This window comes from Nitrosomonas ureae (assembly GCF_001455205.1).
Lineage (GTDB): Bacteria > Pseudomonadota > Gammaproteobacteria > Burkholderiales > Nitrosomonadaceae > Nitrosomonas > Nitrosomonas ureae.
Window position 1 is genome coordinate 385363 of record NZ_CP013341.1, and the last position, 16460, is coordinate 401822.

Sequence of the window (16460 nt, forward strand, 5' to 3'; positions counted from 1 at the left end):
AAGATTTTATTGTCATTTTAATGAGTTACAAATCAAGCGCAGCGAAGATGCCGGATAAAACAAAATAAAACTAAGCCCAGGCCGGTATATACCTTGCGTATTTTCTGGAATCTGGTGCACTTGGGTCATTCTTAACCAATTCTTGTTGAACGGCTTCAGAAATAATCTGTGAAATGGTATTGCCACTGCGCTCGGATAAACCAAACCGATCTCTTAGCGATTGGTTCGTCATTTTCTTTCTCAGCACCCATTGCAACACACAATGTTGATAGCAAGCACGAACCCGGTCACTGCGATCCATTGCGCGAAATTCACGAGGGCCAAATATAACAACAACAGTTCTTTGATGTTCCACTAAAAAGTTCGGCGCTGGTAATTGCAGAATTTCTGCTGTCTCGATAACTCGATCAATACCGCTACTCTTTTCCTCACAAATTCCAAATCGACGCATTAAATCAGCCAGTCGCTCGTTCCGCGACTGATAACCATCAATAAATCGTTCAACGGGAACAATTGGTTTTCCAGGGTTTGAAATCTCAACGCGATCGGAATAAATTTCAACAACGGGCGACATGCCTATAAATTCATAATCCTGATGAATTAACGCATTAGCGAGAAGCTCTCGAATAACTACTTCAGGTACAAGCTTGACGGCTTTGCGGATAGCATTCTCAATCACTTCGTTCTGAGGTAGCTTACCCATCACATATTGCACAAGCCCCTTAAACCCAACTGCATAACCTTTTTCGCCAGTAATATCAGATTCTGTCTGTGATTTAGAGTCTTTCTCATAAACAACAACTCGGGCTGCTTTGCGCTGTACACCTTCAAAATTCCGTAAATTTTTTGCGAGCAACACTGCACCAATATTTAAAATCCCATAATTACCATTGACTGAATAGATAAGCTTTTCCGACTCAAGTCGCTGAAGCACACCAAGTTGGTCAGTGGGATATGGAAGATTTAACAAATCAAAAAAAGTTTGCGTATCCAGCAATTGAATAACGTCTTGGCCGCTCAAATCTTTTTTAGCGATTTCGTCAAGCCAACTAGGCTGGCCTTCCGCAAAAATTTTCCGCAATTGATCTTCGCTCATTGGCACGAGCTCTTCGCCCGAACGCATAAGATAGGAACCTTCGAAATGATAAGCTGTTCCTTTAGGTCTTGAAGGTATATGAAAAACAACAACCCTCCCATCCGGGTGTTGGACTTCTTCAATTTCAACGCGAAAACCAACGGCCTTAAATAGTTTAGCCGCCATAGCGACGGGATCATTAAATGCAGCTGAACCAACTACTCTTCGAGGTGGCTTATTTGAAATCCCAAGAACGAGAAAACCACCACCTTCATTAGCCAAGGCAACGCAGTACTTATTAAGCTTCGTATTATCAAATTGCGTTTTGGCTTCTTTAAACTCCAGATTCTGAGCTTCTGAACGAGCCGTACGCCAGACATCAATTTGTTCAGGAGTAATCGTCATGCTTCCATTTGAACCTTTTCAATATAAAATTGCTCGGCATTCACCGCATTGGGATCGGCTTTATTCAACAGTGTGTCGACGCACTCTAATAACTTTTGTTCGGGATCGCTGGGGTATAAAAGCCAGTTCGCGGTGATAGTTTTCTGCCTTGCCCAACAGCCAACCACTGGCGATCAGGTGTCTGAGCATGTCGTTCTGGAACGTCAGCTCGTTGGCTTTGCCGGTATGGGACGTTAAATTCACGGCTGTTTTGCGTCCTTGCCCAGCGTGCTTAAGGCTTGCTGCCATTGCACAATCAACCGCTCCATGATGGCGTAATCCTTTTTAGTGACCACGGCTTGCACAATGTTGTCATTAATCTCCAAGTAATCATGAACCAGCACATTGCGAAAGCCGATCATTTTCAGCAATTCCTCGTGTTGCTGAGGACTCAAATCGCCACGGCTTTTTAATTCGTCGATCGCTTCGCGGGATTGACTCACGGACAAATCATATTTTTGCTGGGCAAAATACCGCGCCATGCCAATGAACGATTCGATATAAATCTGCAAGGCGCGTTGTATCGCTAGAAAATCGCGTTCGGTCCAGGATTTACCCTCTTCGCGACTGTATTCATCCAAAATGCGCAACATTTTGTGTTGATGCCGAGGCAATGCCTGCCCAAAATTCGTACCTTGATAATCTTTTTCCCATTTCGACAAAATACTCTGCTCAACCCGCCTGACATGCGGCACGTTGCGATCAAACCATTTCACCGCCGACATTCACAATGCTGTATTGCAAAAGAACCGGCGCAGCTTCCAGATCAATCACGCTTATCAGATTATAAAGTTTTAATTCACGCTCCAGCACGGCTTCCAACATTTGTGGACGCAGTAAACGCGCATTCACATCCGGCTCAAAATGACTGAACACCACGGCGATATCCCAATCACTGTGTGCCTGTGCCGTTTGTTTCGCACGTGAACCATACAGATAAATGGCGTCCACTTGCGCATGCGCATGAATCACGCAGGTGATGTTTTCAGCCAGGGTGTTGTTATCGTTAGCCATTGGGTGGTTGCCAGTCTCGAACATCGATTTTGCCGGTAACGGCAGCGGAGATCAGGGCGGTGCGGCGTTCATGTATGATTTCAATTGCACCAGCAGCTTTCACTATAAGGTTATCGACTTTTCTAGTCATCCTCTCAATATGTTCAACAATATCTAATTGTTCGTTTAGAGGTGGTATTAACGATCTCAAGTAAACTAGCCTCTCAGCTTTAATTCCTAATGCAGTAGAGCCGGACGCAAACATCATCAGACTCTGTTGGAATTGATCGGACATAATTAGATATTTAAGGTAGCTGTTATTCAAAATGTCTAACTTTCCATCAAATTTTATAATTCTTTGTGCCAGAGCAATGTCTTCTCGATCAACCGAAGCTACTTCGCCAAGAGGTGCTTCTGTGGTGAAAAGAACATCACCAAATTTTGGTTTTCCTCGACTCATAACATTCTCATAGTCTCTTTCAGAAATGAATTCTTGTGACGCTTCATAGTTGATTTTGCCGTTTTTAATATTTCGCGCAGTCACTAAGAAAATACCTGAGTCATGTTTCTCGGGAGTCTTGCCACGATAATCAACAATCTTATTTAAATATTTTTTAAACCCCGCTACGATCCAATGCTCCGGCACTTCCCCCAGCCACTCAACCCCCGAGTCGCGCATCTTGGCATTGGGATTTAAGCCTTTGGTCACGGCATGACTAATGACGGCCTGGCGTTTTTCTTTGAGCAACTTGATAAGCTGTTGCTGTTTTTCGATCAGAGTATCGATTCTGGCGGTTTCGTGGTCGAGGAAGTTGGCGATTTTTAGTTGCTCAGCATTTGTCGGAAATCCGATTTTTTCAGACAAATATAATTCAGAATCCAAATTCTGAATTCCTGTATTTTGTTTTATTGAACAGTAATTAATTCTATCGTCATAGAATCTACTAAAAACATAATTAAGATAACGACTGTCGAATCCATCCTTTGGTGACATTTTAGCCACAAAATTAGAAGTAACTGCTTCAAAATCTCTATCAAATAATACAACTTGGCCAACTAGAGTTTTCTCGCCTCCACCTGACTTCTCTAGAAGCAAATCACCACGCTTAAGTGCTCGATTTATTTTTTCTTTCGGCTCAATTTTCCTATATGTGTAACCTTCGTTCTTTAATGAGAGTTTAGAGCGGTCAAAATCAGCTACACGTAAGACGATTGTGTCGTTTTCATCACCTTCAGGCTCACTGCCCCATATACCATTTATGCAACCATCCACACTGTGCTTTAATTGCATCACATTCCAATGCGATGGAATACCATTCAACAATTCAACTCCAGAATCCTTATACCCAGGATACGCTTGATATTTACCTCCCATAAAACACTCCCGTCCCGTCATTCCCGCATGCTCTTAGCGGGAATCCATTACTGGCGCGGAGATTCCGGCTAGAAGATTGCGTTGATGATGAATTGCTGTGTTGTGGATTCCTGCTTAAATCACGCAGGAATGACGAGGGGGAGACGGCATGCTGGAATGACAGTGAAATGGGCATCAGGAATGCACCTCTTGCAGCAATTTCATAATCTCGGCGGACACCGCGTCCAGATCCGCATCGATCTCTGCCAGATCCCGCGGCGGCTGATATTGGTAAAAATGCCGGTTAAACGGAATTTCATAACCGACAATGCCGATTTCCTGATCCTTGTCGTCTTTTTTGCTGGCATCAATCCACGCATCCGGCACATGCGGCTGCACTTCTTTCAGAAAATACGCTTCGTTAATTGCATTCACGGATTGGGAAGGGTCCAGGCTGACATTCTCAAAATCGCGCAAGTCGCCATCGGCCTGATATTCCACCACGCTTTTCTTGCCATCCGCACCAATGACTTCAAACAAGCCGTAAATGGGATTGGCCTTGGTGGCGTGAATTTTACGGATGACTTTTTCCGCTGCCGGATTCTTCCAGCTCACCGCATCGGTGATTTGTTTTTTCTCTTTGGCTTCCAGTGCAATGCCTTGCTGCTTGCAGGCGGTCTTGAGCGTTTCGTCAAATCCATTCATGTCATCGTATTGCTGCGTGCCGATGGCGGTTTGCAGTTGTTTGGCCTTCAGCAGCACCTGTTTTTGTTCCAGCCAGGTTTGTCGATCCAGCAGATCCTTGATCTGTGCTTCCTTTAGCTCGGCAAAGTGCGTTTTCAGGTAACGGCGGATGGCTTCTTCGTGTTCAGCCACATCGCCATAGTGCGGACAGTCTTCCGCATCCGTCCAAGTTTTGCCTTCCCAGCTTTGGTATTCCTGATAAATCCATTGCATCGCCGCATTCAGTGCGCCGGGCGCATAGCGGCATTCCGCTAGGCGTTCATCGCTGAACTGGTAGGAAAGCCGTAACGGGCGTTCAATGGTGATGCGGCGATAACCGAAAGCATGGGCCGGGAAGATTTTGCTGGCAAAGGTTTTTGCGGCGGCTGTTTTGGGGTTTTCGGACTGGCGGCCACGGTTGCTTTTTTGCTCGGCGGGTTTGTCCAGTTCACGCGCTTCGACCACTGCAAAAGCCCCAAAGGCGCGGGTGATGGTGGCGATGTCGTCTTCTTCCATCACATTGCGCTTGGAACCCAACGATTTGCGCATTTTGCTGCATAGGTTCACGCCATTGATCAACTGCACTTTGCCTTTGCGTTGCGCGGCTTTTTTATTCGACAATATCCACACATAGGTGGCTATGCCGGTGTTGTAGAACATGTCGGTGGGCAATGCGACGATGGCTTCCAGCAAATCCGCTTCGAGGATGTAACGGCGAATCTCGGATTCCCCCGAACCCGCGCCGCCGGTAAACAGCGGCGAGCCGTTCAGGATGATGCCGATGCGCGCGCCGCCATTGGCGCCATCGCGCAACTTGCTGATGAGATGCAGCAGGAATAACAGCGAACCGTCCGAGACCCGCGGCAGGCCGGGGCCAAAGCGTCCGGCAAAGCCTTTTTGGGTATGTTCGTCTTTGATAGTTTGTTCGATTTTTTTCCAATCGACGCCAAACGGTGGATTGGATAGCATGTAATCAAATTTGTCGGTATACAGTTGATCGTTCGACAGCGTGTTGCCTAATTTGATATTGCTGACTTCCTGGCCTTTGATCAGCATATCCGCTTTACAGATGGCGTAACTTTCGGGATTCAGTTCCTGCCCATAGCCGCGCATCACCGCTTGCGGGTTTAATTCGTGCACATATTCCATGCCTGCCGACAAAAAGCCGCCGGTACCCGCGGTCGGATCGTAAATGGTGCGGATGATGCCCGGCTTGGTGAGAGCCTCGTCATCCTCCATGAATACCAGCGAAGTGGTAAGGCGCACGATATCGCGCGGGGTGAAGTGCTCTCCGGCGGTGTCATTCGAGCTTTCAGCAAAGCGCCGGATCAGTTCTTCAAATACCAGCCCCATTTCGTGGTTGGAAACCGCCGTGGGGCTTAAATCGGTCTGCCGCACTTTTTGCACGATTTTGTACAGCAGGTTGGCATCGTTCAATTCACCGATGAATTCCCGGAACTTGAAGTGCTCGAAAATCTCCCGCGCATCTCTGGAAAATCCTTGAATGTACGATTCCAGATTGGCCGCAATGCCTGCCTCCCCCAATTTGGCAAGATCCATTTTCGAGATATTGAAAAAGGACAAGCCGCCCGTGGATCTGAGCAACAGCTTTTCCTGCACTTCTTCCGGGACATTCATGGCGATCACTTTTTCGTACGCGACCAGAACGGCTGGTTTGGTTGGCTCCAGCACGCACTCAAGACGGCGCAATAGCGTAAATGGCAAAATGATGCGGCCATATTGACTTTGCCTGAAATCACCGCGCAGCAAATCGGCCAGATTCCAGATGTAAGCCGCCAGGTTGTTGGTGTTTTGGGTCATGGTGTTATGGTGCTATTACTTTTTTCGTTTGGTGCGAACTTGATTTACAGCCAATGAATAACCGTTTACCTGTAATAAACGGATAACCTAAAATCACATAGGATCCCGATGCCCTGTTTTGTTTGGCGGCACGGGATCAAACCCACCCGGATTCCAAGGATGGCACCGCGAAATGCGCTTGATCGCAAGCCAGCTGCCACGCAAAATACCATGAAGCTCCAGCGCTTCAATGGTGTAATTGGAGCAGGTCGGATAAAAGCGACAACTTTGCCCCAATAATGCGCTGATCACAATTTGATAACCTTTAACGACCCCAATCAGGATTCGCCGGAAAAATATAGCCATCAACGCCTCCTTCTTGTTTTTCTTCGTTATGATTAAACCTTAAAATTCCTTAGCCCACCTATTGGTGCGCAGAAGTATAGCTTCTTTCGCGCTTGAAACAAACCGGCACCGACCTGGTTGATCATGCCAGGATGGTGGGGGTGGGGGTAATGGCAATCTGAGAAATATTTTTATACCTTATTGCGCTTTGGGAATTTCGTTCGCTTCGATTAACTGAAATTGAAAATTGCCAAGATGCTGCAATTTCACCTTATAAAAAGTCCCCAAGGCCTTTACTTCCTGGATGGTTAATATTCCGGTATCCGCGACAAAAACAGAATTATTATTCAGATCCGCTGCAGCAGAAACCGCCAATTCAAATTTGTCCTGTTCCAGGCCGCGGTTAAAAACCAGGGTAATCGGTGAAGTAGCGATCGAAACGGAGGTTTCATCATTGGCTGTAGATTCGAACAACTTGAGCTGTATGCGATAGGCACCCACGCTACCGCCCAGAGCATTGGCAGCATCAAAAATAGACATTTCCACATGCTCGTGCAGCCCTCCTTCGCTATCAATTTCACCAATTACCGCAGTAGATTCACTCACACCCTCCGTGCGAAATGCAATGACATTGCCCAGTGCATCCGTGATCTCGATTCTTTCTCCGTTTGGAACCGCGGAAATCCAGTCGGTACCATTCCAGAACAGCAGCTGGCCAACGGGCTGGAAACGCAACCAATTACCCGGCGTGAATGCTCCTTTCTCAACATTGACATCAAAACCGGGTTCATCGGTCGCAAATAATCCGCCGCCCAAATCACCAAAATCCGGTTCAAACAAACTATTGTTAACCAATATCTCAGCCCCCACCCGCCAAGGCTGGATATCGCCTGCATGCTGATCTTGCGCACTTACCGACGAATAAAATAAGACGCAAACAAAAGCCATACCCAGATTAAAAATTTTCTTACTCATCACCACATCTCCTAAGTTGATATAACACGCTGTTTAATGATTTATATACTTTTCAATGACATTAAATGACCAGACCCTCCTGCTAACTTTAGCGTTGTATTAAATCCGCATTCAATTCTTCCAAATGGTCCACCCGGAATCGGGAATTACCCACATTACTCAAAATTGCTTTATAGTTTTTTCCATGGATATACACCGAGGCAATTTCCACTGTTCCGCTTTCAATGTGATAGTGTGCTGGCACGGCGTAACGCGGCCGGTCTTCCTGCACTCCCTTCAGAACCAATAGATGGTCATCTTGAAGCTGCAATTGCGCGCGATAATGTTGATTACCCACTTGAATGTCGTTCAAATTCAGTATGCCCGTGCTGCTATCGAAAACGGCCGCCACATTCAGAGCGGTCGCCGGTGCTTCAATGGGGATATTGCACAATCTCAACGAACATACATCTTTTGCCACAGAGGCATCGTTACGGGTAATTACACCGTCTCCGTCGATATCGAACGCGGCATTACTCGGTTTGAGCGGGTCGCTGTTTTGTGCGGCCAATAGAATCAATGCCACATCAATGCGATCCACATCACCATCCAAATCCACATCGCCAGGAATAGATACGGGAATGATCGGTTGTGGCGGCGGATCGACACCGCTCGGCTCGCCCGTCAAGGCTAACAAAGCTGCGGCGAATTGTTCTTCTTCCAGTCCGGCATTGAACACGATCAGAAAAGGTTCTGACGGAAAAAAACGGGCATTGGAAATAAGCTGCATTTCCACCCCATACGCGCCATGGGGTCCTCCGGGTTCACCCAGCCGATTTTCCAGGAAAAAGCTTAAATGCGTATGGAGAATGCCATTATTGTCGGTAATATCGACCACCAGCTCCGGCTTACCTTGGATACCCTCACCGGTAAAAACAGTACTGCCGTCAACGCCAAAACTTCCGTCGCTGAAGCAGATGAGTTGTCCGGCGCATTTCAAAAAATCGCTGAGCACGTCGGCACTGGCTTCCAACCCGCCAAACAGGCTGATTTGGACTTCCGGCGGTGCATCTTTCCAAATCCCAAGCCCCGCATCCCAATATTTCAAATTACCCACCGCACGATAGCTGAGCAGCTCATTCGGTAACAGCGCATGCTGAATGGATTGAAATCCCGGGTTTTTGGTTCTGAAATCCCCTCCGGGCAGATCCTGAAAATCAGCCAGGAAGATCAGCTTGCCGGTTACCGCTTCAATGGGCAATGTACCGACCGGCAAGTGGAGCACATCGGTCAATCTACCCAGATCACAACCAACCACACCGGGCGTACGGCAATAGCCCGTAAATAAGGCATTTCCCTCCCCCCAGACTTCAATATCCAGGTGCTGGGCGTAAACTTGCCGACCGGCTAGCAGCGCAGTGATCAGCAAATAAAAATAAATTTTACGCATTGTTATTTTCAACCCCAATTTCCCGGACTGTGATTTTGAATCCCGCACACTCGCTTAAAAGGTAGCCCGTAGCCCGAATATGAAACTGCGGCCCGGCTCCGGTGCAAAATTACGCAAAAAGGAAACCGAATTGCGTATTTCTTCATTCAGTAAATTGTGACCTTTGGCGAACAACCACACATCCCCCCATTTACCCGCTTTGATCTGATAATCCGCGCTGGCGGTCAGTAAATGATAGCCATCCGTGGGAGTTTCATTTCGCCCTGGATGGGGCTGCGCTTGCGCTCGCGTATAGCGTAGCGCGGTATTCCAAAGGTCATTACCCAATCCCAGCTCGGCGCCATACCGCAGCGGTGGCATGCGCGGCACATCGGCGCGATCGCCATTGACGAAACGTCCGCGCACGTAATCGGAAAACAGTGTCAACAGCACATTGCCGCGCGGCATGCGATAAAGCGTTGCATCAACTCTGGATTCAAATCCGGTGAATTCGGCATTGCGCTGGTCGTACGCAAAAATCGATACGCATTCGACTTCACTGACACAGCGTTGCCGGATCACTTCGTTATCGATCTCATACACCAGGCCGGTGTTACGCAGATAGATAAAATCGTCGGTACGGTTATAGTAGCCGTTGACGCGTGAGCTGATGCGCTCAGACTTCCACTCCAGACCCAAATCAACCATGTTCACGGTCTCGTTTTGGAGCTGCACATTGCCAATTTCGAAGCTGCGAGTAGCTAAATGCGGGCCAAGTGCCAGCAATTCCTGAATATCCGGAGGACGCTTGCCGCGATTGAGCGTAAGTGTCAAGGCGGTATTTTGTCGTGGATTCCACTGTACGGCTGAGGAAGCGGATAGCGCCTGATAGTCCAGCGAGCTGGGCAGTGCGACCGGCGGCAGGGCGCTGCCACGCAGTTTCAGCTCGTTTGCACCGGGATCGACCCGGGAATGTTCAAACCGGATACCACCGCGCACTATCCATTTTTCTAGGCTATATTCCTGCGTGGTATATACACCCAGCATCTGCTGTTGGGTAGGCGGCACGAACGTTTCCACCCCGAGTGCGGAAAAATTCCGGTTGATCCATTGCACACCAAAAGTACCGGTCAAATGCGGTAACGCAGCATGACGTGCTTCAACGCGCCCCTCACCCACATCATTCTTAAACCGGGTGAAAGGCGATCCACCTTCCATCTCAGTGTGCCCATAGTTAACCAAGCCATAGCGGAAGCTGATGCTCTCGATCCCGCGCATCGGCTCGTACCACTCGGATTTAAAATCATAGCGGGTCTGTTGCATGTTGATGCGGATATTCGGGAACAATGCCTGGGGACCGAAAATATCTTCAAATCCGGTCAAATCCCTGATTCTGGGCAGAATCGATTCCAATCCATCCAAGTGGTTCGGATCCAGATTATGGCTACCCTTGGGCACCCCGTAGCGATTATCCGTGTGACTGACCGACATGCCTGCCATGATGTTGTTGCCAATCCAAGACACACCAGTATATCCGCCCATGCCTGCGCTATCGGTATTGGGGATTTTTCCGCTGACATTGTGTATTTCCGTTAAACCTAACTGCTGTTCTACGAAAAGCTCGTCAATTGCCTTACCCGGAATTCGGGTATCGCCCCGGTTGCGAAAGAAACCGCCCAGATTAAAGGCGAAACGATCTTTCCCCATATTCAATTTAAATGCGGAATTGGAGCCATTACCATTGGTATCGTAACGGCTTTCAACAGAGCCGCTGAGCGGATTCTTGGCACGCTTCTCGGGTATGCGTTGATCGTTAACGTCAACAATCCCGCCAATCGCGTTGCCCCCATATCGAACTATTTCCGGGCCACGTAATATTTTGATTTCTTCGGCAAACAAGGGATCAATGGCCACCGCGTGATCCGGGCTCAGGCTGGTGGCATCGTGCGTGCCGATGCCATTTTGTAGAATCCGTACCCGGGATCCGGTTAAACCGCGTATGACCGGTATTCCTACCCCCGGCCCAAAAGATGCATTGCTGATACCTAACTCTTCCTGCAAGGTCTGACCCAGCGTATCGCTCTGCTGCAAGCGCAGAGAACGGCCTTTCAGTATAGTGGCATTGGTTTGCGGCTGTTGATCCGGCACCACACCGATGATATTTATTGGCGATAACCGGATAGCAGCACCGCCTTCTTTGACCACAGGCGATATTTTGATGGGCCCTGAGTTATTGGTTGTGTGGTCTGCCAGTACTTGATTGACCGTTCCCATAATCAATACCGATAAAATACTAATCGCTATCTGCCGAACGAGACGCGGCATTCCGGATAACGTTCCGATGCATGAAAGATATTGACCATCACCCATCGCGTCTTCATACCCAACCTTCCAAATCTCGCACCATTACAGAAGTTTTCTGCTGACTCATCGTTTTATTCATTCCAAGGTAATGTAAGAATTAAGAAATTTGTTATCACAAGATACTTCCGACTTTTTTCACAAAACCAGACTTCAAGCGGGCGTAATACTGCGCCCATAAAATGATATGTTATATTATAACAAATATTCATTCTATTCATTCCAAAAAATATTAACTGACAACTTCTTAGTCGCTATGCGCTCTCCTGCTGCGGACGATCATTAAATCAGCGTACGTTAAAGTGATTGTCAACGATAAAAATGGAATTACTAACTGATGATTCTACACATGAAAATTTGCGCGCATGATATGCTTCTACTGATCATTAACCGGAAATTACCCTGACTGCAGCAATGCTGAATTTTATAAAAATGTCAGCCAATATTGAACAAATCATCAAGAAATCCCAGGAAGTCTGCGCATCAGCTGGTGCCAAATTAACTCATAAGCGCAAGAACGTGCTAATGGTATTGCTGGCTTCAGCGACACCGCTTTCGGCGTATGAAGTTGTCGACAAGTATAAGACGCAATTCCAGGAATCACTGCCGGTAATGTCGGTCTATCGCATGCTTGATTTTCTGGTTCAGGAAAAACTGGTGCACAAACTGGAAACTGCGGGTCAATATATGTCGTGCGCGCACATTGCTTGCGACCATCAACATGAAACACCACAATTTCTGATTTGCGATCGGTGCGGCAGCGTCAAGGAAGTCGGTATCAAAAAACGCATCATCGAAGAACTGGAGCGCAGCATCCAAAATACGGGCTTTACTTTGGCACACAAACAATTGGAATTGCATGGCGTTTGCAAGTTTTGCCAGGATCATTCAACCTGAGTGGGCAATCAGCCTCCACATCCTGACAAGCCGCCGAAATGGCAATAAAATATTTGAAGAATCAGCGTACTATCGCTGTATCACCATAAGCCGATTTAACTGTTTGAGCCCAAAATCCCCACTGTCGTACCCTGCCGCGCATTATCCATGATGTATATACCCTAATTTCGATCCTAAGGGAGAATTCCCGAATGACCGCCCGAAGATCAGCGAAGCCACGCCGAATCTATCACGCGACGAGGCCGAGGTGGCTTGAGGACACTTTTACACTGGCAAATTCAGCATGGAGGAGAGATACGCCATAAGGTTCTGTTAACAGGCTGTTTATCAATGATAACGATTAGGCCGATGGAGATCGCTTCGTCAACGGAACAGTTGTCGCATGAGGTACATGTTCATGGTGTTGCAACGCTCAACGTGGTATTGGAGGATCATGCTGTGTTCATGGAATTCGAATCTCCCGCGATGAATTTATTGGGATTTGAGCATGCGCCGGTTAACGACGAACAATACGCATTGTTTATCTCCACTCAGCGCACTTTGGCAAATACGAGCCGATTATTTTCATTTTCGGCTAAGGCATGCCAGGTGGAAAATGTGGCTATCCCAATGCCTGATAGGCATTCCCATCGCGACAGCGATCAACACCAGGATTATCATGGTAAACATGCGGATATCCATGCGCGCTACATGTTCCAATGCCAGCAGATCAAGGATTTAAAGCAAATAATGATCTAACTGTTTATCCTCTTTCCCGGCATCCACCAAATTAAAACACAGTGGATTTCCCATGGCACGCAAGGCGCACCGCCAGATCAATCAATATGCCAAAGAACCGCTACTCGCCATCTTGCCCGGTGTCACGCTGACCGAACTGTGGCAAATGATGCGCGCCATGGAAAGTACTTTGCAGCTTATTTCATATTTGGTTTTATTTTCAGCACTACTGGGATTAATCACCATGCTACTTTCATCAATGAGTGCAAGACGACGTGAAATTGCCATAATGCGCGCTATCGGTGCTAGTCCTTCCTTTATATTTCTCATCATTCAAGTAGAGGCGTTATTAATCTCCATTGCCGGAATCATCATTGCTTTGGTAGCAATATCAATGGGAGTTCTATTTTCTCAAACCTATCTTGCAGAAAACTATGGAATAGTTATTAATTATTTTTCAATGAATAGCCAGATGCTGATTATTGTAAGTGTCGTTTTATTCAGCACTTTTCTGCTTGCTATGATCCCTGCGATATCCGCATATCGAATGGCGTTACACGACAGTTTAGGCATGATGACAACATGAAATCATCCCGGAAAACCGTTAATTTAAGGTAACGAACTCATTTTATTCCAATGACTAACATAATTCCCCACAGCATGCTAATCTCTCTGCTGCAAGCCCACGGCCAGCCACTATTAAGGTATGGTATATTTAACAGGATGTGAAACCCTATTGTAGAAACCACATAGAAAATACTGCTCTTGCCAATACATCGTGTTATAAATAACGATTTAATTTGAAAAAGCATTTTCTCAAACTTTACGCTTTAGTTTGCCATAATTGCATTTTTCAATATCGCGAATGCTTACACACTGTCTCCCAAAGAATATCTGGACTATCAAAAACAATTGCATTAACAAAAGGAAGAATTCATGATTTTCTGGCGCGTAAAATCACTTGACGCCATTCTGGCTACAGCAGAAAAGAAAAGCCTTCATCGATCCCTGGGGCCCTGGCAATTGACTCTTCTGGGCGTCGGCGCAATCATCGGAACCGGTATTTTTGTACTCACAGCGGAAGCAGCACAGAAAGCCGGGCCAGGCATGATGCTCTCATTCATCATTGCGAGTTTCGTTTGCATTGTAGCGGCCCTTTGTTACTCCGAATTGTCCTCAATGGTACCCGTTTCAGGCTCAGCCTATACTTATTCCTACGCGGTACTGGGAGAATTGGTAGCTTGGATGGTGGGCTGGGCGCTAATCCTCGAGTACTCTGTCGCTGCAAGCGCGGTAGCGGTCGGTTGGTCGGGCTATTTTGTCGGCCTTCTCAACAACTCACTAGGAATCACAATACCCTTTGAGCTGGCCAATGGTCCCTTCGCTGGCGGCATCATCAACCTGCCCGCAGTTTTCGTCTGCATTCTGGTGGTCGGATTATTAGTTATTGGCACGCGCGAAAGCGCCTCATTTAATGCCGTGCTTGTTACGGTCAAGATTGCAGCTTTGACGCTATTTATTGCTCTGACACTACCCGTGGCCGAGATCGAAAATTTCCAACCTTTCTTGCCTTTGGGCGAGGCAGGCGTGGTTGCGGCCGCATCCTCGATTTTTTTTGCCTATGTCGGATTCGATGCGGTTTCAACCGCTGCTGAGGAGACCAAGAATCCACAACGCAATGTGCCGATTGGACTTATCAGCTCGCTCGTAATTTGTACCATCTTCTATATATTGGTTTCAGCCGGTGCCATTGGTGCGATCGGTGCACAACCGATACTCGACGAAACCGGCAAAGGCCTGATGCCCGGTTCAATCGTTCTGGCTGAACAATGCCAATCGCTTGCCGCTGTTGGACAGCAGCCGCTCGTCTGTTCACGTGAAGCTTTGGCACTGGTTTTACGTGAGATCGGGTGGGAAAAATTTGGGAATTTACTTGGCCTCGCTGCATTCCTGGCATTGCCATCGGTCGTTTTGATGATGCTGTTCGGACAAACGCGAATTTTTTTCGTTATGGCCCGCGATGGATTGCTTCCTGAAGTATTAAGTCGCGTGCACACACGATTTAAAACACCTCATATCGTGACCTACGTAACAGGTATCGGCGTCACCATTGCTGCCGCCTTCTTTCCGGTTGGCAAGCTGGCGGACATCTCCAATTCCGGTACATTGTTCGCTTTCATGGTGGTTGCATTGGCGGTCATGATACTTCGCACCCGAGATAAGCATCGCGCACGGCCTTTCAGGGCACCGATAATCTGGCTGGTGGGTCCTCTTGCCGTGATTGGCTGTATTACACTTTTTTGGTTCCTACCCAACGATGCGAAACTGGTATTCCCGATTTGGTCTGGAATCGGATTGATTTTCTATTTTCTCTACGGTTACCGCAAAAGTCACCTCGCGCTGGGCATCGATACCTCATCGGGCGGTGAAGATATTATCAAACCGATTCGACCGCTAGCGGATCGCAGTCAAGACTCCACAGAATCAAGAAATAAAGACTGAGAATTAAGTTTCCCAACAGATAAACGGTGATGCGAATTACCCGACAAATAGGCCTATGGCAGTAACAGCACTTTGAGTCACTATATAGCAGAAATGCTACTTTCTGTATCGATGCTTCAGGTATTCAATTATGGGAGGGGTTATCGATAAGATAATAATAGCCAGGATGACCAGCTTGAAGTTTTGTTGAATCATCGGAAGTTGTCCGAAGTAAAATCCCGAATAAATAAAGATGCCTACCCATAATATGGCACCGATGATGTTATACGTTATGAAGGTGCGATAAGGCATTGATCCAATCCCGGCAACAAAGGGCGCAAATGTTCGGATAATTGGAATGAAACGCGCAATAATTATCGTTTTGGCTCCATATTTAAGGTAAAAAGCGTGCGTTTTATCCAGGTATTCGCGTTTAAAGAAACGAGATTCCTGCGAAGTAAAAACCTTGGGGCCGGTTTTTTTCCCGATCCAGTAATTCACGCTATCTCCCAGAATACCTGCAATACATAATCCGACAAACAGGATATGGGGACTGAGTTGCGAATCCTCAAATGAAGCCAGAGTACCTGCCGCAAACAAAAGCGAATCCCCCGGTAAAAAAGGCATTACAACCAGCCCTGTCTCGCAGAATATGATCAGAAAAAGAATGCCATAAACCCATAGACCATATTCCGAGGATAGTACATAAAGATGCCGATCAATATTAAGTATAAAGTCTATAAGAAACATGTAGATAAAGTTAATTCGTTATAAAATATAATGCTGAGTGCAAAAATGATTGCTCTACGTTAACGGCATAAGTCAGTTTATCTAACAAAATAGACACAAACTTTTAACACCAGCGGTGAATTTTTCCCCTACAAAGC

At 47.0% G+C, this 16460-nt stretch carries 15 protein-coding genes; 4 read left to right on the forward strand and 11 right to left on the reverse strand.

Going from position 1 to position 16460, the window contains the following annotated elements:
* Positions 1-70 precede the first annotated feature (70 nt).
* The 10 genes from ATY38_RS01845 to ATY38_RS01885 form a co-directional block, all read right to left on the reverse strand.
* Entirely contained in the window at positions 71-1480 is a 1410-nt protein-coding gene (locus tag ATY38_RS01845) for an ATP-binding protein (protein ID WP_062557792.1), read from the reverse strand.
* Between the two features lie 60 nt (positions 1481-1540).
* Positions 1541-1723 (reverse strand): hypothetical protein, encoded by a 183-nt coding sequence (locus ATY38_RS15715; protein WP_143023450.1) that lies wholly within the window; start codon positions 1721-1723, stop codon positions 1541-1543.
* Complete coding sequence (hepT, locus tag ATY38_RS01850) at positions 1720-2244, reverse strand: type VII toxin-antitoxin system HepT family RNase toxin (RefSeq protein ID WP_235590366.1); 525 nt, start codon at positions 2242-2244, stop codon at positions 1720-1722. Before hepT ends, ATY38_RS15715 begins: the two co-directional genes overlap by 4 nt.
* Positions 2222-2533, reverse strand: a complete 312-nt coding sequence (locus ATY38_RS01855) for a nucleotidyltransferase domain-containing protein (protein WP_201011904.1) — start codon at positions 2531-2533, stop codon at positions 2222-2224. The genes hepT and ATY38_RS01855 overlap by 23 nt, the downstream gene beginning before the upstream one ends.
* Positions 2526-3887 carry a restriction endonuclease subunit S gene (locus tag ATY38_RS01860; protein ID WP_062557793.1) on the reverse strand — a complete coding sequence of 454 codons (1362 nt, stop codon included), beginning with the start codon at positions 3885-3887 and terminating at the stop codon, positions 2526-2528. The genes ATY38_RS01855 and ATY38_RS01860 overlap by 8 nt, the downstream gene beginning before the upstream one ends.
* Positions 3888-4061: 174 nt before the next feature.
* On the reverse strand, positions 4062-6410 hold the full coding sequence (locus ATY38_RS01865; protein ID WP_062557794.1) for a type I restriction-modification system subunit M: 2349 nt from the start codon (positions 6408-6410) through the stop codon (positions 4062-4064).
* Between the two features lie 93 nt (positions 6411-6503).
* Positions 6504-6755: a membrane protein insertion efficiency factor YidD gene (gene yidD / locus ATY38_RS01870; protein ID WP_062557795.1), complete on the reverse strand. Its 252-nt coding sequence runs from the start codon at positions 6753-6755 to the stop codon at positions 6504-6506.
* A gap of 177 nt (positions 6756-6932) precedes the next feature.
* Positions 6933-7709 (reverse strand): hypothetical protein, encoded by a 777-nt coding sequence (locus ATY38_RS01875; protein WP_062557796.1) that lies wholly within the window; start codon positions 7707-7709, stop codon positions 6933-6935.
* 88 nt (positions 7710-7797) lie between these two features.
* A complete protein-coding gene (locus ATY38_RS01880; RefSeq protein WP_062557797.1) occupies positions 7798-9138 on the reverse strand; it encodes a dockerin type I domain-containing protein in 1341 nt (446 codons plus the stop codon).
* 54 nt (positions 9139-9192) lie between these two features.
* Positions 9193-11487 (reverse strand): TonB-dependent receptor, encoded by a 2295-nt coding sequence (locus ATY38_RS01885; protein WP_062557798.1) that lies wholly within the window; start codon positions 11485-11487, stop codon positions 9193-9195.
* Positions 11488-11910: 423 nt separating this feature from the next.
* Between ATY38_RS01885 and ATY38_RS01890 the strand changes: the two genes are divergently transcribed.
* From ATY38_RS01890 to ATY38_RS01905, 4 genes are all read left to right on the forward strand, one after another.
* Positions 11911-12375 carry a Fur family transcriptional regulator gene (locus ATY38_RS01890; protein ID WP_074701614.1) on the forward strand — a complete coding sequence of 155 codons (465 nt, stop codon included), beginning with the start codon at positions 11911-11913 and terminating at the stop codon, positions 12373-12375.
* Between the two features lie 330 nt (positions 12376-12705).
* The gene (locus ATY38_RS01895) at positions 12706-13113 is read left to right on the forward strand and encodes a ZrgA family zinc uptake protein (protein ID WP_082632978.1); all 408 of its coding nucleotides are present in this window, start codon (positions 12706-12708) and stop codon (positions 13111-13113) included.
* 52 nt (positions 13114-13165) lie between these two features.
* Positions 13166-13678, forward strand: a complete 513-nt coding sequence (locus ATY38_RS01900) for an ABC transporter permease (RefSeq protein ID WP_062557801.1) — start codon at positions 13166-13168, stop codon at positions 13676-13678.
* A 350-nt stretch (positions 13679-14028) separates the two neighbouring features.
* A complete protein-coding gene (locus ATY38_RS01905) occupies positions 14029-15594 on the forward strand; it encodes an amino acid permease (protein ID WP_062557802.1) in 1566 nt (521 codons plus the stop codon).
* 96 nt (positions 15595-15690) lie between these two features.
* Here the strand turns inward: ATY38_RS01905 and ATY38_RS01910 are convergent, their stop codons facing one another.
* Positions 15691-16323, reverse strand: a complete 633-nt coding sequence (locus ATY38_RS01910; protein WP_062557803.1) for a DedA family protein — start codon at positions 16321-16323, stop codon at positions 15691-15693.
* Positions 16324-16460 lie beyond the last annotated feature (137 nt).